Below are 17,800 nucleotides of genomic sequence, written 5' to 3' on the forward strand. Positions count from 1 at the left end.
ATATAAACTATGGCTTTTGATATCGATATGATAAAGAAAGTGTATAGCCAAATGTCTGAAAGAGTTGAAAAAGCTCGTGAAGCCGTTGGCAAACCACTTACACTTTCAGAAAAAATTCTTTATTCTCATTTATGGGAAAATAAACCAAATCAAAAATTTACAAGAGGTAAAGATTACGTTGATTTTGCTCCAGACCGTATAGCCTGTCAAGATGCGACTGCACAGATGGCTTTACTGCAATTTATGCAAGCTGGAAAAGATAATGTAGCCGTTCCTACAACTGTGCATTGTGATCACTTGATCCAAGCGAAACAAGGCGCAGCAAAGGATTTGAAAAGAGCTAATGAAACGAGTAACGAAGTGTTTGACTTTTTAGAATCGGTTTCTAGCAAATATGGAATTGGATTTTGGAAGCCAGGTGCAGGGATTATTCACCAGGTGGTTTTAGAAAACTACGCTTTCCCAGGAGGAATGATGATTGGTACGGATTCTCACACCGTAAACGCTGGTGGATTAGGAATGGTAGCTATTGGAGTAGGTGGTGCAGATGCAGTGGATGTGATGGCAGGAATGCCTTGGGAACTTAAGTTTCCAAAGTTAATTGGAGTAAAATTAACAGGTGCGCCACAAGGCTGGACAGCTGCTAAAGATGTTATCTTAAAAGTTGCAGAAATCCTTACTGTAAAAGGTGGTACTGGATGTATTGTTGAATATTTCGGCGAAGGTGCTAAAAACCTCTCTTGTACTGGTAAAGGTACTATTTGTAACATGGGGGCAGAAATTGGAGCAACTACTTCTACATTTGGTTATGATGACTCTATGGAGCGTTTCCTAAGAGCAACTGATAGAAATGAAATTGCAGATGAAGCTAATAAAATAAGAGAACACCTTACCGGAGATCAAGAGGTTTATGATAACCCAGAAGAATATTTCGATCAAGTTATTGAAATTGATTTAAGTACGCTTAGACCTCACCTTAATGGTCCTTTTACCCCAGATTTGGCAACGCCAGTGGGAGAACTAGGAGAAAAGGCTAAGAAAAACGATTGGCCAATCAAAGTAGATTGGGGACTTATTGGTTCTTGTACCAACTCTTCTTATGAAGATTTGACAAGAGCTGCATCTATTGCTAAACAAGCAGTTGACAAAAAATTAATACCAAAATCTGATTTTGGTATTAACCCAGGTTCTGAGCAGATAAGATTTACTGCAGAACGTGATGGTTTATTGAAAGTTTTTGAAGACTTAGGTGCCACTATATTCACTAACGCTTGCGGTCCATGTATTGGTCAATGGGATAGAAGTGATAGAAAAGGAGATGAGAAAAACACGATTGTTCATTCTTTCAATAGAAACTTTTCTAAACGTGCAGATGGAAATCCAAACACTCATGCATTTGTAGGTTCACCAGAGATGGTTGCTGCAATTGCGATTGCAGGTCGATTGGATTTTGATCCTATGAACGATACATTGATTAATGAAGACGGAGAAGAAGTGAAGCTTGATGCTCCACAAGGCATTGAATTACCAGAACTTGGTTTTGATGTAGAAGATAATGGTTATCTAGCTCCTAAATCAGATGGAAGTACTATCAATATAAAAGTGAGTCCAGATTCAAATAGAATTCAATTACTCGATCCTTTCGATCCATGGGATGGAGAAAACTTAATGGGTGCGAAATTACTTATTAAAGCGCATGGGAAATGTACAACAGACCACATTTCTATGGCAGGACCTTGGTTGAAATATAGAGGTCATTTAGATAATATCTCAGATAACTGTTTGATAGGAGCAGTTAATGCGTTCAACATGAAAACTAACTTTGTAAAAAGTCAGTTGGATGGCAAGTATGATGCCGTACCAAAAACGCAACGTGCATACAAAGCTGAAGGAATACCTACAGTTGTTGTTGGTGACCACAACTATGGTGAAGGTTCTTCTAGAGAGCACGCAGCTATGGAACCAAGACATCTTGGTGTAAGAGTTGTATTAGTGAAATCTTTTGCAAGAATTCATGAAACCAATTTGAAAAAACAAGGAATGTTAGGAATCACTTTCGACAATGAGAGCGATTACGATCTAATCCAAGAAGATGATACATTCAACTTCATAGATCTTAAGGATTTCACAGATGGCAAACAATTGACAATCGAAATTGTTCATGCTGATGGATCTAAAGATACTATTAAAGCTAATCATACGTATAATGATACTCAGATTGGCTGGTTTAAAGAAGGGTCAGCATTAAATATGATTAAAAAGCAAAACAAGGCTTAATAAATCATTTTTAAATATATTCACAAGAGCTATCTAATATTAGATAGCTCTTTTATTTTAATTACTATGTCGAAAGAAAAGAATTTTTTACAAAAACACTGGAGCAATATCCTTTTCGGAATATTGATTTTGTTGGTCGTTATACCTCAGACTCGCCAGCCTATTCAGGTGTTTCTAAATCGGATAATTGCTTTTAGTCCTACTGAAATCGACGAAACAGATCGAGAAACTTTAAAAGATTATGAATGGTATTTCAAAAATGAAAACAATAAAACTGTAAATTTTACGCAATCTGAAGGAAAGCCATCCTTGGTCAATTATTGGGCAACATGGTGTGCGCCTTGTATTGCAGAAATGCCAGATCTCCAAAAGCTGTTTACAGATTATAAAGATGAAGTTGACTTTTATTTCATCACTTCGGAAGAACCCAAGGTGGTTAGATCTTTTCTTGAAAAAGAAAATTATAATCTTCCAGTGTATTATTTCCTGTCAAGCCCACCTGATTTACTGAAAAGCTCAAGTTTGCCAACTACTTTTCTTATCGATGCTGAAGGTAAAATTATCATTAAAAAGACTGGAGCTGCCAACTGGTATAGCAAAACAGTAAGAGCAACATTTGATAAATTAAAGTAAAGACCAAAGGTAGGGAGTGAGATTATTTTACATTTGAATAAAAAAAATGAGTAACAGTATACACCAGCTTGTCGCCACAGATATAAAAGGAGAAACTTTTGATTTTTCAACCTTAAAAGGGAATAAAGTCATAGTTGTTAATACAGCTTCAAAATGTGGTCTTACACCACAATATGAGGATTTACAAAAGCTATATGATACTTATAAAGACACCAACTTTAAGATTATAGGATTTCCCAGCAATGATTTCATGGCCCAGGAGCCAGGAAATGATCAGGAGATTTCAAAATTTTGTGTTGAAAATTATGGTGTGTCTTTTCAGATGATGGGGAAAATCAAAGTAAAAGGAGAGGATAAGCACGATGTATATCATTTTTTGACAGATAAATCATGGAACAAAAAGATGGATAGTCAGGTAGAATGGAATTTCCAAAAGTACCTTTTAAATGAAAAAGGTGAACTTGAAAAGGTTGTATCTCCACAAACCTCACCCTTAGATCCAGAGATTGTCGATTGGATTAATAGTTAAATTTTAGAAAGCTTCTCCAACACCTATATAAAATCCATTTTCATCTGGAGTGATAGCATAATCAAATCTCAAGTAGACATCTTTTTGTTGAAATAATAAAAATCTTATACCAGCACCAGTAGCCCATTTTATATCATTAGCTTCTAGTTCATTCCAGTTTGAAAACACGTCTCCAGCACTAGCAAATACGGTTGCTCCTAATCGGTTAGAAAATCCAAGATCTAGGGGTAGCATACGATATTCAATTTGTGCAGCGATTTGATTTTCATCACGAAATCTACCACGAAAGTACCCTCTCATTATATTTTTCCCTCCCATTTGTGAAAGTTGATTAAAAGGAACGTCACCTCCAAAATTGAATTCACCGATAAGTTGCATTGCCAGAACGTTTCTTTTGTTGATCGATTTAAAAAAACGAGTATCTGTAACAATTCTACTAAACTCGACACTGCTTTCCCAAAAGGTATTGTAGTCCAAAAAAGCGATTTCACTAAAAAAAGCGTTTCTCTCATTTAGGACATTCCTTCTTTCGTCGTATATAAGTCCAGCACCAAGTCCAAAGTTTGTAGTTCCTTCTGCTCCAAAAGGAAGAGTAAAATCAACATTTTGATTTCTATTATCTGGATCTTCAAAGTTTACATTATTGAGACTTACAAAGTCAGATTCCAGTCCTACATAAAAATTTTCAGCAATTCTTCTCAAGACGCGCTCCCTTATTTTTATTTGTGTAGCATCTACTAAAGCGATGTTCTCTTCTGGGGCTTTATTTCCTATGCCGTAATATTTGATAGGAAATTTTTCAAAATTAAGATCTCCCAGGAAGAACCACTTATCTTCATTTGAATACATAGCGTGATCAATTCTTAACCCAAATTGAGATTTTAATGTAAAGAAGCCATAGCTGTTTATTTCACTCAAACGATTATCTGTATCTTCATTAGCATAATAAATATAAAGTGAAGCAGCTCCAAACTCTATGCCTGTTTCTGGTCTATATCCTATGATGGGATAAGTAAAGAATTGAGATTTCTCTTGTGAAACTGTATCGTTAACTATTCTGTTGACGTACTCTTTAAGAAAGCCAAACGTTTTAGAATCAGAATCTTTTTCCTGAGCTGATGTATTTGTATTAACTATCAAAGACAATAACCCAATAAAAACATAATATTTTCTCATAAAATTAAAATATCCGTCAAAACTAAATTTTTACATAACTTAGTTTAAATTTATAAGAAGTGATTAACAGATAAGAGAAAAACTTTAGCATTTAATTTTGGATTAGCTTCATCATAAAGCTCTCAAGCAGGTTTTATGTAGGTGAGATAAGTGAAATCATAGTTATGACGTTCATCTTTACTATGGTATTCAGAATGGATAAGCTTCCATTTCGACTCATCGATTTCTGGAAAAAAAGCATCAGCTTCAAAAGTGCCGTGAACTCGTGTCAGTTCAATTTTATCAGCATAAGGCAGAGCTTGTTTGTAGATTTCACCACCACCTATGATAAACACTTCCTTTTCTTCTGAACTAAATTTTAGAGCGTCCTGTAGGCTTTGAACAACTTCGACACCCTCCCTTTTATAATCTTTCTGACGTGTAATAACGATGTGCTTTCTGTTGGGTAATAATTTTGGGAATGTTTCAAAAGTTTTACGTCCCATGATAATGTGGTGATGAGAAGTAATGGCTTTAAATCGCTTAAAGTCATCTGGAAGATGCCATATTAATTCATTGTTTTTGCCTAAGGCATTATTTTCTGCAGCAGCAGCAATCATCGTTATTATCATAAGCTTGTATTCTAATCTTTTTTTTGTGTTTCGGTTTCTATGGGGTGTTTTTGATCCACTTTCTTCTGAAGTTTTCTCACCTTTTCAAGCTGTTTTTCTACAAGTCTATTCATTTGTTTTTCCTCCCATTCTTTGCCCATCAACTCATTAACCATAAATACTTTGATCGCATGGACGATAAGAAAGAACAACCAGATGAGTATAGCAGTTACAAACCAATCCATCCCAAGTGGTTTGAACTCAGATTTGTAACCTATAATTACGTTTAATACAATAAAAATAACAGCACCAGCTATAAAAAATACCAAATGAGTCATCAACTTTTTCTTCTGTTTAATGCGTTGATGTGCATTTTCATAAAGTTCTCTAATCTCTGGGTCAATCGTTTTTTTCGTATCCATTTTAAGTATATTAGGAGTTCAAATTTACTAATACTTTTACTTACATGTCTATAACAAGCTTAAAAAAAGAGTTTCCAATCATTTCATCTTATACTTATCTCAATACTCCTTTTACTGGAATCATACCATCAAGCGTCCAGTCTAAAATACATGAACTTGAAGAAGATTATAGATTGAGAGGAAGTCTATTTAGTAATGATTATGAAGAATCTATAGTCGAGGAAACTAAACATCTTATTGCTGAAATCTATAATGCTAAGCTTGATGCTATTGGTCTTTTGAATAACTTTTCAACAGGACTCAATCTTATATTAAATGATCTCCCTGAGCAGTCCAAGATCGTTTTACTTGCTCAAGATTATCCTTCAGTCAATTTGCCTGTGAAGTCCAGAAACTTCAATGTTTTTGAAGTTGATATCAACCTGAACTTATATGAAAACTTGAAGCAAAAATTTGCTGAAGTCAATCCAGATTTTTTCATATTCAGCATGACCCAATATATAAGTGGGATGCAATTAGACTTAAGAGCTTTAGAACTACTAAAAGAAGAATTTCCTAACATCAATTTCATTGCGGATGCGACTCAATATTGTGGTAGTGAAGCTTTTGATTTTGGAGATTCTCCATTTGATGTGTTTGGAACCAGTGGTTATAAATGGCTTAACGCGGGCTTAGGAAACGCATTTTTCCTAATGAAATCGAGTTTTTTGGAAAAATATGAGTTCAAAACTATCGGAAGTAATTCGCTTACAGCCAAACCAGATGGGAAACCAAGACCTGTAGGTTTTTTAGAACCTGGTCATTACGATGTGATAGCTGTAGCCAGATTAAAATTTGCTTTAGAATATCACTATAAAACTCTTGGTATAGAATTTATAGAGTCAAAAATCAAAGAGTTATCAAAACTCGCAAAATCAGAATTTTTGAAACTGAATTTATTAGATACTACAATTATAGATAAACACTCTCATCAAAATATATTTAGTATTAAAGGTGATCAAAGCCTTGTGGATGAACTGAAAGCTAGAGGAATCCTCTCCGCTTTTAGAGGTGGAAGAATACGTGTAGGTTTTCAGTATTTCAACACTAGAAATGACTTGGATGCTTTGCTAGAAGCTGTGAAAGAACTTAAGAGCTAAAGTTTCTTAAACGCATAATTTTTATAAAATCCATTTTCACTTTCAAAAACTTTATCAATACCTAGGTTTGCTTTTGATGCTAACCATTCTACAGTTTCATCATCATATTTTTGAGAGATTTCTGTATGGATGGTTTCCCATGATTTAAAGTTGATGTTAAGATTTAGTTTGTTTATTCTCACCTCTTGTGCGGCTTTACTAACCAAAAAGCTCTTAGCTGTTCCTGTTTCAGGATCGTAAGTTTCCCAATGAAAAAAGGCATCAAGATCAAAATTACCATCCAGTTCACGATTAATTCTTTCTAATAGATTTTTGTTAAAAGCTTCTGTGATACCGTTGGGGTCATTATAGGCATCGAGTACAGTTTGAGGATACTTCTTTTGATCAAATCCCATAAAAAGCAGATCTTCTGGAGACATATTATTTTGAATCTTTTTCAGAAAATCTATAGCATCTTTATGCATCAAATTCCCGATGTTTGACCCTAAGACCAAAATCACTTTTTGTCTTTTATTATAACTGGACAACTGATTTAACACATCAAAGTAGCTTCCTTGTAGAAGTTCAAAATCAACTTTGGGAAATTCATTTTGTAAAGCAGTCCCAAGCTCGTCTAGCACATTCTGACTAATATCTACAGGCAAATAAGTGAAATTAGCCTTAATGTCAGATAAATGATTTAAAAGGAGCTTTGTTTTTTTGCCATCGCCAGCACCCAATTCTATCAAATCAAACCCGTTTTTAAGACTGAATTTTTCAGCAATAGCTGCGGACTGATTTTTTAGGATGTCATATTCACATTCAGTTAAATAATACTCTGGCATAGCCATGATTTCCTGAAATAATTTATCTCCTTTCTTATCATAAATAAACTTGGAGGACAAATGCTTTGGATACTCAGTAAGCCCTGAGATGACATCCTTTTCAAATGCAGTATAGGTGGTTGGTTTTGTTGTAGGTTCCATGTAGTGTTTGTCGAATTATTTTGCTAGCCTTACGCCGTTTTGTTGCCATCTCATATGAGGATGAAAAAAATTTCTGTATGTTTTTCTAGTATGATCGCCTGAGGTAAAAGCCGAACCGCCGCGAAGTACTTTTTGATTAACCATAAACTTCCCATTGTATTCTCCAAGTGCTCCAGGTGCTTTTTCGTAATTGGGATAAGGCAGATAAGCACTTTCGGTCCATTCCCAGCGATTCCCCCAAGAGAATTGGTCTTGTGATACTTCCCATTCAAATTCTGTAGGAAGTCTGTATCCTTTCCATTGGGCAAATGCAGATGCTTCAAAATAAGAGACGTGACTTAAAACATGATTTTGATTTAATTTTTCTAGACCGGATAAGTGAAATTCTTTCCAGCCTTCTTTGGTTTTTTGCCAATATAGAGGGTGTTCTATTTTTTCATTTTGTATCCAGTCCCAAGCTTCAGCATGCCATAGCAAGGGTTTTTTATAGCCGCCATCATTTATAAATTCTAAAAACTCTCCGTTTGTGACCAAACGATTACTTATTTCAAATTTCTGTAAGAAGACTTTGTGAGCTTTGGTTTCATTGTCATAACAAAATCCTTTTTCCTGATGACCTATTTCAAACAGGCCTTCCTCAATACTTAACCATCTTTGTTGTGAATCTTCAGAAGATTTTTCATCAAAATCACTCTTATAAATAGGATAAAGTGGATTATGGCCAAAACAATATTTGATGTCCATCAGGAGTAATTCCTGATGTTGCTTTTCATGATGAATACCAATTTCAACCAATTTCAAAAGTTCTTTTTCTTCTGAAGTTTCAAGTAGTTCTTTCAAAGCTTTAGTAACATAAGTCCTATACCTGAAAATCTCATCTACAGTTGGTCGAGATAAATTTCCGCGATGAGCCCTCATTACTCTATCTCCTTTGGCTTCATAATAACTATTGAAGAGGTAAGGAAAGTTTTTATTGTAAAGCTTGTAGCCTTTTTTGAATTTGGTTAAAACAAACACTTCAAAAAACCAAGTGGTGTGGGCTAAGTGCCATTTAGTTGGAGAAACAAATTCAACAGGTTGAATGACAAAGTCTTCGGTTTGTAAAGGCTTGCAAAGTTCTTCTGAATATGCTCTCGTTTTAATGAATTCTTGAATCATGAAATTGATTATATTTTTAAAATACTAAAAAAATATGTAGTTGAGATGGGTCTAAATAAAGAATTAACCAAAGTTTAAATTGCTACCTTCCCTTTGATGTGAGGATGAGGATCATAATTTTCTAATTTAAAGTCATCAAATTCAAATTCAAAAATCGACTTCACCCCTGGATTTAATTTCATTATCGGTAATGGTCTAGGACTTCTTGATAGTTGAAGTTCAACCTGTTCAAAGTGATTATTGTAAATATGAGCGTCGCCAAAAGTATGAATGAAATCACCTAATTTTAAGTCGCAAACCTGTGCCACCATCATAGTAAATAAAGCGTAAGAAGCAATATTGAAAGGAACACCCAAAAATACATCCGCACTTCTCTGGTACAGCTGACAAGATAGTTTTCCATTGGCGACATAAAATTGAAAAAAAGCATGACAAGGAGGGAGTGCTGCTTTTCCATTGGCTACATTAGTCTCAAAAGATTTTGAAGTATCCGGCATCACGCTAGGATTCCAGGCAGAAACCATCATTCTTCGGCTATTGGGATTGGTTTTTAACGTGTGAATTAATTCTGAAATTTGGTCAATGTCTTCAGAATTCCAGTTTCTCCATTGTTGGCCGTACACAGGGCCTAAATCTCCATTTTTACTGGCCCATTCATTCCAGATTTTCACCCCATTTTCCTTCAAATATGAAATGTTGGTGTCACCTTTAAGAAACCATAGGAGTTCATAAATGATAGATTTAAGATGAATTTTCTTAGTTGTCACCAAAGGAAAACCTTCGTTAAGATCAAACCTCATTTGGTAACCAAACACACTTTTTGTTCCAGTACCTGTCCTGTCTCCTTTTTGGACTCCGTTTTCAAGAATATGCGAAATAAGGTCGTGATACTGTTTCATAAAATTGGGTTTGTTGTATAAAAATAGAAATTTTATTGATTAGACTTGAAAATTTTCAAAGAGAATTCACCAATTAATTTTTGTATTTTCTACTCGTCTGATGATATTTTTTGAGAGGTATTAGCCTATAATCATTCCAGCTATTGTAGCCGACATTAATGAGGCTAGTGTACCACCAATCAGAGCTCTCATGCCAAATTCCGAAAGTGTTTTTCGTTGGCTAGGAGCTAAAGAGCCAATACCACCAATTTGAATACCAATAGAGGCAAAGTTTGCAAATCCACACAGCATATAAGTTGCCATGATGACTGATTTTTCAAAATTCAAGCTGAGTACGTTTGCTGTATTTTTAAGTTCAGCAAGCTGGATGTATCCTACAAATTCACTAGCTACCAATTTGATACCGAGAAGTTGTCCCATCAACATGACATCCTCTTTAGCCACGCCGATTAACCACATTAAAGGTGCGAAAATAATTCCTAAAATAGCCTCTAGAGAAAATTTACCATAAGGTGTGTTTTCAGCCACGAGAGAGTTTAGACTTGTTAATTCTCCTATCTTTTCAAACCCGTAATTTATAAAAGCAATTAAAGCTACAAAAACAAGCAGCATTGCAGCAACATTGGCTGCTAGTTTTAGACCTTCAGTAGTTCCATTGGCTATGGCGTCAAGAATATTTGATCCAATTTTTTCAGAAGAAACTTCAACATTAGTATTTACTTTTTCTTGTTGAGGGTATAAGATCTTTGAAATAACAATAGCACCAGGAGCTGCCATAACAGAAGCAGCTAGAAGGTGTTTTGCAAATGCTAGTCTCATTATAGGATCATCGCCACCAAGGAAACCAATGTAGGCCGCCAGAACCCCTCCAGCAACAGTAGCCATACCACCAATCATGACCAATAGTATTTCTGAACGTGTCATTCGTTCTAGATAAGCTTTTATCATAAGAGGAGCCTCAGTTTGGCCCAGGAATATATTTCCTGCCACACTCAAGCTTTCTGCTCCAGATATTCCTAACAATTTTGAAAGTACCCAAGCTAAACCACTCACAATTTTTTGTATGATCCCAAGATAAAAAAGAATAGAGGTTAAAGCTGAAAAGAAAATGATAGTCGGAAGAATCTGAAATACAAAAATATAACCGTAAGTACTCGTATCCATTAAGTCACCAAGAAGAAACTCAGATCCCGCTGCTGTAAAATCTAGTATTTTCACAAAAATATTGCCTACAAACTCAAAGGCTGATTGTACAAATGGTATTTTCAAAACACCAATAGCCAAAATCAATTGAGCAAGCAAGCCAAAACCTACTGTTTTCCAATTAATTGCCTTTTTATTCTTGCTTAGAATAAAGGCTATCAGAAGAAGGGTAAACATACCTAAAACTCCCCTCCATAAACTATTGAAGCTGAAATTTTGGTTTGCTATAATTACTTTCGAGTTTAACTCATCATCAGAAGCATTGTAAATTTTGGTATTTTGTTTCTTCAGTCGAAGTTGAAATGCTTTTGAGGATAATGTAAATAAAGAGTCAGAAGTGAACTGGATGGCAAACTTGGTTCTATCTAAAGCTCTTAAGTTTGGAATAAGTTCTAACGTATCATTGTTTACTTGGAAGTTACCTTCATAGATAAGTTCTTTCTGAGCATGTTTGATGCTAAATAAAGAATCTTGAAAACTAATAACTTGTTGATCCTCAAAATAAAAAGTTGAATCTTGATTTTGTTCTAATTCTATTTTCCAATTACCTTGAAATGATTGAGAAAAAAGTAGAGTGGGAAGGCACATTAACAGTGCCCAGGTAATGTTTTTCATTCTTTAGCTTCGTTTAGAAATTTCATCACGAATTTTAGCTGCTCTTTCATAGTCTTCGTCATTTACAGCTTTTTCTAAAAGTTCGTTTAGTTTTTTTGTAGTCATTTGGCTAAACTCACTTTTAAAGGAAGATTTTTTTTCATCCATTTTACTATCTCCAGTATTTTCAAGATTATCTGTGCTGTAAATATCTGCGTCTTGATTTTTATCACTGAGATAAATTCCAGCTTTATCTAAAATATTCTTGTAAGTGAAAATTGGAGCATCAAATCTTAATGCTAAAGCTATAGCGTCGCTTGTTCTCGCATCTATAGTTTCTTCAATGCCATCTCTTTCGCAAATAAGGCTAGAGTAAAAAATGCCATCTACAAGCTTATGTATGATGACCTGCTTTATCAAAATTTGAAACCTATCAGAAAAGGTTTTGAATAAATCATGTGTAAGCGGGCGAGGAGGTTTGATTTCTTTTTCTAATGCTATCGCTATCGATTGTGCTTCAAAAGCGCCAATAACAATAGGCAGTTGCCTGTCACTATCCATATCACTCAAAAGTAAGGCGTAAGCTCCATTTTGGGTTTGGCTGTAAGAAATTCCTTTTATGCTAAGTCTAGCTAAGCTCATACTATAATATATTGAAAAAAAAGGCGGTCTAAATTTAAGAGCTGCTTAAATATTAGACCGCCCTTAATAAGGGCACAATTTATAAAAATTATGAGTTATTCGCCTTAAATTCCTTTAGTTTTTCAATCAATTCAGGAACTACTTCAAAAGCATCACCTACAATTCCATAATCAGCTGCTTTAAAAAATGGAGCTTCCGGGTCTGTATTAATGACAACTTTATTTTTAGAAGCACTGATACCAGCCAGATGTTGGATCGCACCAGATATACCTATTGCGATGTATAAATTGGTTGCGACAGGCTTACCTGTTTGTCCTACGTGTTCACTGTGTGGTCTCCAACCCATATCACTTACTGGTTTAGAACATGCTGTAGCCGCGTTAAGAACATCTGCAAGTTCTTCAATCATTTCCCAGTTCTCAGGTCCTTTCATTCCACGGCCAGCAGAAACTACAACTTCAGCATCTGCAATACTCACCTTGTCTTTATTTTTATCGACAGATTCAACATCGATTCCAAAATTATTGTCTGAAAGTTCTGGAGAAAAATCTTCTTCTGAAATTGATACTTCATTTTCTTTAAGTCCAAAAGAATTACTAGATAATCCCAAAACTTTTATATCCGTAGAGATTGAAGTCATATTGAATGCTTTGTTAGTGAAAGCTGTTCTCTCCACTATAAAACCTTCATCTAGATTTGGAAGGGATACCACATTGGAAGTGTATCCAGCTTCTAGATTTACTGAAAGTAAAGGGGCTAAGTATTTAGCATTAGCACTTTGACTAACAACCACAACTTTAGCCTCTTCTTTTTTGGTTGCTTGAGTAATTACTTCGGCGTAAGCATCTGCATTAAATTTCGAAAGTTTGTCATTAGACACTTTCAAAACTTTTTCTACTCCGTAGTTTTTTAGCTCTTCAACGTTTTCTGCATTAACAGTAACAGCCGTGACGCTAGTTCCCATTAAGTCTGCAATTCCTTTGGCATAAGAAGCAACTTCAAAAGCTGCTTTTTTAAGCTTGGCATTTTCTGATTCTGTATATACTAAAACTGACATAAATATTATTTTTTAAGTTATATAGCTTTTGCTTCGTTATGGAGCAAGTCTATTAATCTATCTAAGTTATCCGCATCCACCATAGTGATTTCTCCTTTAGGTTTTGGTTTTCTGAAACTTTTTGATACAGTTAATGTTTCTGCTGAAGACGGTTCAACGACATTAAGCGGTTTTTTTCTAGCCATCATAATTCCTCTCATATTTGGGATTTTAAGATCGCTTTCTTCAACAAGGCCCTTTTGTCCTCCGATAACTAGTGGTAATGAAGATTTTAAAGTTTCTTTACCTCCGTCTATTTCTCTTATAGCAGTGGCAGTATCACCTTCAACCTCAAGGCTAACACAAGTATTTATGAAATTAGCACCGATTAATTTTGCTAGCATTCCAGGAACCATACCGCCATTATAGTCAATTGATTCTCTTCCTGCAATAATTAAATCATACTCACCATCCTTAGCAACTTTAGCTAGTTCTTTAGCTACTTGAAAGCCATCAAGTGGTTCTGTATCAACTCTATGAGCAGTGTCAGCTCCTATCGCTAAAGCTTTTCTTATAGTAGGTTCAGTTTCTTTTCCTCCAACTGTTACAACATCAACAGAAGCTCCTTGTTTTTCTTTAAACCACATTGCCCTTGTTAATCCAAATTCATCGTTTGGATTAATAACAAACTGAACTCCTGTAGTATCAAATTTTGTATCATTTTCTGCAAAATTGATCTTCGAAGTCGTATCAGGAACGTGACTAATACATACTAATATTTTCATGATTTCGATTTTTTTTCTTGAACTTTACAAATATAGTAGTTTTAAGACAAAAATACTATGCATGCATAATAAAATTTTTACAAGTTTATTATGGTATAAAGAAATTTGAATTGCTATTTTTGTGTTTTCTTTTTAATAAAAGTAAATACACATAAATGAGGACAATTCAATTTAGAGAAGCTATTGTAGAAGCAATGAGTGAAGAAATGCGAGCTGATGAATCTATATACTTGATGGGTGAAGAAGTAGCAGAATACAATGGCGCTTATAAAGCTTCCAAAGGAATGTTAGATGAGTTTGGGGAAAAGAGAGTTATAGATACTCCAATTTCTGAGTTAGGTTTTTCAGGAATTGGGATTGGGTCGGCAATGAATGGTAATCGACCAATCATAGAATTTATGACTTTCAATTTTTCTTTGGTTGGGATTGACCAAATCATAAATAATGCTGCCAAGATGAGACAAATGTCTGGTGGGCAATTCAATATTCCTATTGTTTTTAGAGGCCCAACGGCTTCGGCAGGACAGTTGGGAGCTACTCACTCGCAGGCTTTTGAAAGTTGGTTCGCCAACACTCCGGGCCTCAAGGTTGTTGTTCCTTCAAATCCTTATGACGCTAAAGGTCTTTTGAAGTCAGCTATAAGAGATAACGATCCAGTTATTTTCATGGAAAGTGAGCAGATGTATGGGGATAAAGGAGAAGTTCCTGAAGAAGAATATACCATTCCATTAGGTAAGGCAGATATAAAAAGAGAAGGTACAGATGTGACTATTGTTTCTTTTGGAAAAATCATAAAGGAAGCTTATAAAGCAGCAGAGGAGCTGGAAAAAGAAGACATCTCTTGTGAGATTATTGATATCAGAACAGTACGTCCTTTAGATTACGAAGCAATCCTTAAATCTGTAAAGAAAACTAACAGACTTGTGATTTTAGAGGAGGCATGGCCTTTTGGGAATGTTGCTACAGAAATTACTTATAAAGTTCAAAACGAAGCATTTGATTACTTGGATGCACCAATCGTAAAATTGAACACAGCTGATACCCCAACACCTTACTCTCCCGTTCTGCTAGAAGAATGGTTGCCAAATAGTAAAGATGTTGTGAAAGCGGTGAAAAAAGTATTATATATTTAACATATATCAACTCAAATAATAAGCTTCATTTGTATAAGATTGCATTTGAAGCTTTTTTTTATTTAATGAAAAATATTTTATCCTTCATATTCCTGCTTCTGGCATTATCGTCTTTTGCTCAAACCAAAGTTAGTGGTTATGTTAAAGACACTAGTGGAAATCCTATACCCTACGTAAATGTTTTTTTTGAAAATTCATCTGAAGGTACAATATCCGATGAAAATGGGAAATTTTATCTTGAGTCCAATAAAACATATTCAGTATTAGAGTTTTCTTTCATGGGCTTTGAAAATCTAAAGTTACCTCTTGAAGAAAAATCTACTTATAATATAGAAGTACAACTTAAAGAAAATTCTTCGGAATTAAGTGAAGTGATTGTTTACAGTGGAAAAACTTCAAAAAAAAATAATCCTGCTGTGGATATCCTCAAGAAAATTTGGGAAAATAAACGAGAAAATGGTATCAGGAAGTTTGATCAATATCAATTTGACAAATACGAAAAACTTGAATTTGACCTTAACACCATAGATAGTTCTCTTATAAACTCCAGAATTTTTAATGGTATGGCATTCATTTTTGATGATTTGGATACTAATAATGTTACTGGCAAAACATACTTGCCAATATTTTTAAATGAAGCAGCTTCCAAAGTATATGGCAGTAATGTTCTTGATACTGAAAAGGAAATCCTACTTGGGAATAAAAACTCAGGGTTTAATAATAATCAAAATCTTATTGCATTTATAAAAGACCTCTATGCAGACTACAATATTTACGACAATTACCTGAAGTTTTTCAGTAAAAGCTTTGTAAGCCCTTTATCTACAACTGGAGTTGATAACTATAATTACGTTCTTACCGATAGCACTTACATCAAAGATAAATGGTGCTACAATATTGTGTTTTATCCTAGGCGTAAAGGAGAACTGAATTTCAAAGGTGATTTCTGGGTGAATGATACAACATGGGCTATTAAGAAAATCAACCTTTCAATGTCCAAGGGAGCTAATATCAATTGGGTAAAAGATGTATATATAGAACAAGAATTTGATGTCCTTAACGATTCTGTTTTTTTAATTACAAAAGACTTATTTATGACTGATTTTTCTATAAATAAAAAAGAAGAATCTAGGGGTGTCTATGGAAAAAGAACAACGCTTTACGACAATTATATTTTTGATAATCCCAAAGGAAAAGCCTTTTACAAGTATCAGCCAGATGTTTTCAACGAACAAGTTTACAATAGAGATGATGAATTTTGGACTCAAAACAGACAAGAAAACCTGAATAAGGATGAACGTCAAGTTTATAAAATGCTCGATACTCTGCAAACGGTAGATGCTTTTAAAAGACTTTACAATGTGGGGACTATTTTGGCTACTGGATATTGGGAGCAGGATGGTTGGGATTTTGGACCAGTATTTTCAACCTTCGGTTACAATGAAGTAGAAGGAATCCGTTTGAGAATAGGAGGAAGAACCTATTTCACTCAAAATGATACTTGGAGATTACAAGGTTTTTTAGCTTACGGCTTTGGTGATGATAAGTTTAAGTATGGATTGTCTGGAAAGTGGATGATAGATCCAAAAATGAGACTTATTATCGCTGGAGGAAACCGAAGAGATGTTGAGCAACTTGGAGCTAGTCTTACTAATACAGCAGATGTGTTGGGCAGGAATCTTGCATCTTCATCTGTACTTACAGTTGGTTCCAATACTAGTCTTACAAATATCAATCTTACTAGCTTTTCATTAAGTTTTGAAGCTTTCAAAAACTTCAATTTAAGGTTTGAAGGGAACTTTAAGATTTTGGAATCTGCTTCAGATCAGTTTAGCCTTGATTATTTCTCTAATCCTGAAAGGACAGAGACTAAGTCTGTTACAGAACAAGTGGAAATTTCCACAGTAGCCCAGTTTTCACCAGGTCGTGAAACAACAGGTTATGGTGTTGAAAGAGTTACGGTAAATACAGATAAATATCCAGAATTTTTACTTAATTATACAAGAGGCTTAGGAAATATTACTACATCAGACTTTGATTACGAAAAACTTCAGTTCTATTATAGACAACCTATACAAATAGGAGGGTTTGGTAAATTTGTTTCTAGCATTGAAGTTGGGAAAACCTTTGGTAAAGTGCCTTTGAGTTTGCTGGATATAGTTCCAGGAAATCAAACTTTGTTCTCCATACAAGGAACTTTTCCTCTTCTAGACTTCTATGATTTTGTTACAGATACTTATGCAAGTGTCAATTTTGAACATAATTTCAACGGTAGATTCTTTTCAAGGATACCATTTTTAAGAGAATTGGATTTGAGAGAAATTATTTCCGTTAGAGCAGTTTCTGGAAGTATTTCAGAAGAAAATCAATTACTGAACGCTTCTTTTACAAATCCAATATTAAGGGCACCAGACCAGGAACCTTATTGGTCATATAGTATAGGTGTGGATAATATATTTAGAATATTGAGAATAGACTTTCATTTCAGAGGAAATTATAACGATATTCCAGGAGCTAGAAAATTTGGAGTCACAGGTGGCTTTGGGTTCAGTTTTTAAAAAAAATCAAATTAAACGTAGGGTAGATTTTCTTAGTGTTGTTTTATAAATGAACACAAAA

The 17,800-nt window shown here is 34.6% G+C and carries 16 protein-coding genes; 6 read left to right on the plus strand and 10 right to left on the minus strand.

The window, feature by feature from the left end; genetic code table 11:
- The first annotated feature begins 9 nt into the window (after positions 1 to 9).
- The 3 genes from ACFQ0R_RS12590 to ACFQ0R_RS12600 all read left to right on the plus strand — a co-directional run bounded on the left by ACFQ0R_RS12590 (position 10) and on the right by ACFQ0R_RS12600 (position 3,439).
- Entirely contained in the window at positions 10 to 2,277 is a 2,268-nt protein-coding gene (locus ACFQ0R_RS12590) for an aconitate hydratase (protein ID WP_379658728.1), read from the plus strand.
- 66 nt (positions 2,278 to 2,343) lie between these two features.
- A complete protein-coding gene (locus ACFQ0R_RS12595) occupies positions 2,344 to 2,910 on the plus strand; it encodes a TlpA family protein disulfide reductase (protein WP_379658729.1) in 567 nt (188 codons plus the stop codon).
- A gap of 46 nt (positions 2,911 to 2,956) precedes the next feature.
- Positions 2,957 to 3,439 (plus strand): glutathione peroxidase, encoded by a 483-nt coding sequence (locus ACFQ0R_RS12600; RefSeq protein WP_379658730.1) that lies wholly within the window; start codon positions 2,957 to 2,959, stop codon positions 3,437 to 3,439.
- A 3-nt stretch (positions 3,440 to 3,442) separates the two neighbouring features.
- On the opposite strand, the gene ACFQ0R_RS12605 is transcribed toward ACFQ0R_RS12600, so the two are convergent.
- From ACFQ0R_RS12605 to ACFQ0R_RS12615, 3 genes are all read right to left on the minus strand, one after another.
- Positions 3,443 to 4,615 carry a hypothetical protein gene (locus tag ACFQ0R_RS12605; RefSeq protein WP_379658731.1) on the minus strand — a complete coding sequence of 391 codons (1,173 nt, stop codon included), beginning with the start codon at positions 4,613 to 4,615 and terminating at the stop codon, positions 3,443 to 3,445.
- 122 nt (positions 4,616 to 4,737) lie between these two features.
- Entirely contained in the window at positions 4,738 to 5,226 is a 489-nt protein-coding gene (locus ACFQ0R_RS12610; RefSeq protein ID WP_379658732.1) for a dihydrofolate reductase, read from the minus strand.
- An 11-nt stretch (positions 5,227 to 5,237) separates the two neighbouring features.
- Positions 5,238 to 5,627, minus strand: coding sequence for a 2TM domain-containing protein (locus ACFQ0R_RS12615; RefSeq protein WP_379658733.1), 390 nt, complete (start codon positions 5,625 to 5,627; stop codon positions 5,238 to 5,240).
- Between the two features lie 44 nt (positions 5,628 to 5,671).
- On the opposite strand from ACFQ0R_RS12615, the gene ACFQ0R_RS12620 reads away from it, so the two are divergent.
- Complete coding sequence (locus ACFQ0R_RS12620) at positions 5,672 to 6,766, plus strand: aminotransferase class V-fold PLP-dependent enzyme (protein WP_379658734.1); 1,095 nt, start codon at positions 5,672 to 5,674, stop codon at positions 6,764 to 6,766.
- Here the strand turns inward: ACFQ0R_RS12620 and ACFQ0R_RS12625 are convergent.
- The 7 genes from ACFQ0R_RS12625 to ACFQ0R_RS12655 form a co-directional block, all read right to left on the minus strand.
- Complete coding sequence (locus ACFQ0R_RS12625; protein WP_379658735.1) at positions 6,763 to 7,731, minus strand: L-histidine N(alpha)-methyltransferase; 969 nt, start codon at positions 7,729 to 7,731, stop codon at positions 6,763 to 6,765. The two genes, ACFQ0R_RS12620 and ACFQ0R_RS12625, sit on opposite strands and share 4 nt — an antisense overlap.
- A 15-nt stretch (positions 7,732 to 7,746) precedes the next feature.
- Complete coding sequence (gene egtB / locus ACFQ0R_RS12630) at positions 7,747 to 8,889, minus strand: ergothioneine biosynthesis protein EgtB (protein WP_379658736.1); 1,143 nt, start codon at positions 8,887 to 8,889, stop codon at positions 7,747 to 7,749.
- Between the two features lie 74 nt (positions 8,890 to 8,963).
- On the minus strand, positions 8,964 to 9,788 hold the full coding sequence (locus ACFQ0R_RS12635) for a thymidylate synthase (protein ID WP_379658737.1): 825 nt from the start codon (positions 9,786 to 9,788) through the stop codon (positions 8,964 to 8,966).
- 120 nt (positions 9,789 to 9,908) lie between these two features.
- Positions 9,909 to 11,606 carry a NupC/NupG family nucleoside CNT transporter gene (locus ACFQ0R_RS12640; RefSeq protein ID WP_379658738.1) on the minus strand — a complete coding sequence of 566 codons (1,698 nt, stop codon included), beginning with the start codon at positions 11,604 to 11,606 and terminating at the stop codon, positions 9,909 to 9,911.
- A 3-nt stretch (positions 11,607 to 11,609) separates the two neighbouring features.
- Positions 11,610 to 12,227, minus strand: a complete 618-nt coding sequence (locus ACFQ0R_RS12645; RefSeq protein ID WP_379658739.1) for a bifunctional nuclease family protein — start codon at positions 12,225 to 12,227, stop codon at positions 11,610 to 11,612.
- Positions 12,228 to 12,315: 88 nt separating this feature from the next.
- Positions 12,316 to 13,284 (minus strand): electron transfer flavoprotein subunit alpha/FixB family protein, encoded by a 969-nt coding sequence (locus ACFQ0R_RS12650; protein WP_379658740.1) that lies wholly within the window; start codon positions 13,282 to 13,284, stop codon positions 12,316 to 12,318.
- Positions 13,285 to 13,301: 17 nt separating this feature from the next.
- On the minus strand, positions 13,302 to 14,048 hold the full coding sequence (locus tag ACFQ0R_RS12655) for an electron transfer flavoprotein subunit beta/FixA family protein (protein ID WP_379658741.1): 747 nt from the start codon (positions 14,046 to 14,048) through the stop codon (positions 13,302 to 13,304).
- A gap of 155 nt (positions 14,049 to 14,203) precedes the next feature.
- On the opposite strand from ACFQ0R_RS12655, the gene ACFQ0R_RS12660 reads away from it, so the two are divergent.
- Together ACFQ0R_RS12660 and ACFQ0R_RS12665 are read left to right on the plus strand one after the other, a co-directional pair.
- Positions 14,204 to 15,181, plus strand: a complete 978-nt coding sequence (locus ACFQ0R_RS12660) for a pyruvate dehydrogenase complex E1 component subunit beta (RefSeq protein WP_379658742.1) — start codon at positions 14,204 to 14,206, stop codon at positions 15,179 to 15,181.
- 65 nt (positions 15,182 to 15,246) lie between these two features.
- The gene (locus ACFQ0R_RS12665; RefSeq protein WP_379658743.1) at positions 15,247 to 17,739 is read left to right on the plus strand and encodes a DUF5686 and carboxypeptidase-like regulatory domain-containing protein; all 2,493 of its coding nucleotides are present in this window, start codon (positions 15,247 to 15,249) and stop codon (positions 17,737 to 17,739) included.
- Positions 17,740 to 17,800: the final 61 nt, after the last annotated feature.

It is taken from the genome of Psychroflexus salinarum (assembly GCF_042677225.1).
In the GTDB taxonomy this organism is placed as follows: Bacteria; Bacteroidota; Bacteroidia; order Flavobacteriales; family Flavobacteriaceae; genus Psychroflexus; species Psychroflexus salinarum.

Bases quoted from the DNA above. Each gene is read 5' to 3' on its own strand.
- ACFQ0R_RS12590 (WP_379658728.1), top strand. From the start codon at position 10: ATGGCTTTTGATATCGATATGATAAAGAAAGTGTATAGCCAAATGTCT.
- ACFQ0R_RS12595 (WP_379658729.1), top strand. From the start codon at position 2,344: ATGTCGAAAGAAAAGAATTTTTTACAAAAACACTGGAGCAATATCCTT.
- ACFQ0R_RS12600 (WP_379658730.1), top strand. From the start codon at position 2,957: ATGAGTAACAGTATACACCAGCTTGTCGCCACAGATATAAAAGGAGAA.
- ACFQ0R_RS12605 (WP_379658731.1), bottom strand. From the start codon at position 4,615: ATGAGAAAATATTATGTTTTTATTGGGTTATTGTCTTTGATAGTTAAT.
- ACFQ0R_RS12610 (WP_379658732.1), bottom strand. From the start codon at position 5,226: ATGATAATAACGATGATTGCTGCTGCTGCAGAAAATAATGCCTTAGGC.
- ACFQ0R_RS12615 (WP_379658733.1), bottom strand. From the start codon at position 5,627: ATGGATACGAAAAAAACGATTGACCCAGAGATTAGAGAACTTTATGAA.
- ACFQ0R_RS12620 (WP_379658734.1), top strand. From the start codon at position 5,672: ATGTCTATAACAAGCTTAAAAAAAGAGTTTCCAATCATTTCATCTTAT.
- ACFQ0R_RS12625 (WP_379658735.1), bottom strand. From the start codon at position 7,731: ATGGAACCTACAACAAAACCAACCACCTATACTGCATTTGAAAAGGAT.
- egtB (WP_379658736.1), bottom strand. From the start codon at position 8,889: ATGATTCAAGAATTCATTAAAACGAGAGCATATTCAGAAGAACTTTGC.
- ACFQ0R_RS12635 (WP_379658737.1), bottom strand. From the start codon at position 9,788: ATGAAACAGTATCACGACCTTATTTCGCATATTCTTGAAAACGGAGTC.
- ACFQ0R_RS12640 (WP_379658738.1), bottom strand. From the start codon at position 11,606: ATGAAAAACATTACCTGGGCACTGTTAATGTGCCTTCCCACTCTACTT.
- ACFQ0R_RS12645 (WP_379658739.1), bottom strand. From the start codon at position 12,227: ATGAGCTTAGCTAGACTTAGCATAAAAGGAATTTCTTACAGCCAAACC.
- ACFQ0R_RS12650 (WP_379658740.1), bottom strand. From the start codon at position 13,284: ATGTCAGTTTTAGTATATACAGAATCAGAAAATGCCAAGCTTAAAAAA.
- ACFQ0R_RS12655 (WP_379658741.1), bottom strand. From the start codon at position 14,048: ATGAAAATATTAGTATGTATTAGTCACGTTCCTGATACGACTTCGAAG.
- ACFQ0R_RS12660 (WP_379658742.1), top strand. From the start codon at position 14,204: ATGAGGACAATTCAATTTAGAGAAGCTATTGTAGAAGCAATGAGTGAA.
- ACFQ0R_RS12665 (WP_379658743.1), top strand. From the start codon at position 15,247: ATGAAAAATATTTTATCCTTCATATTCCTGCTTCTGGCATTATCGTCT.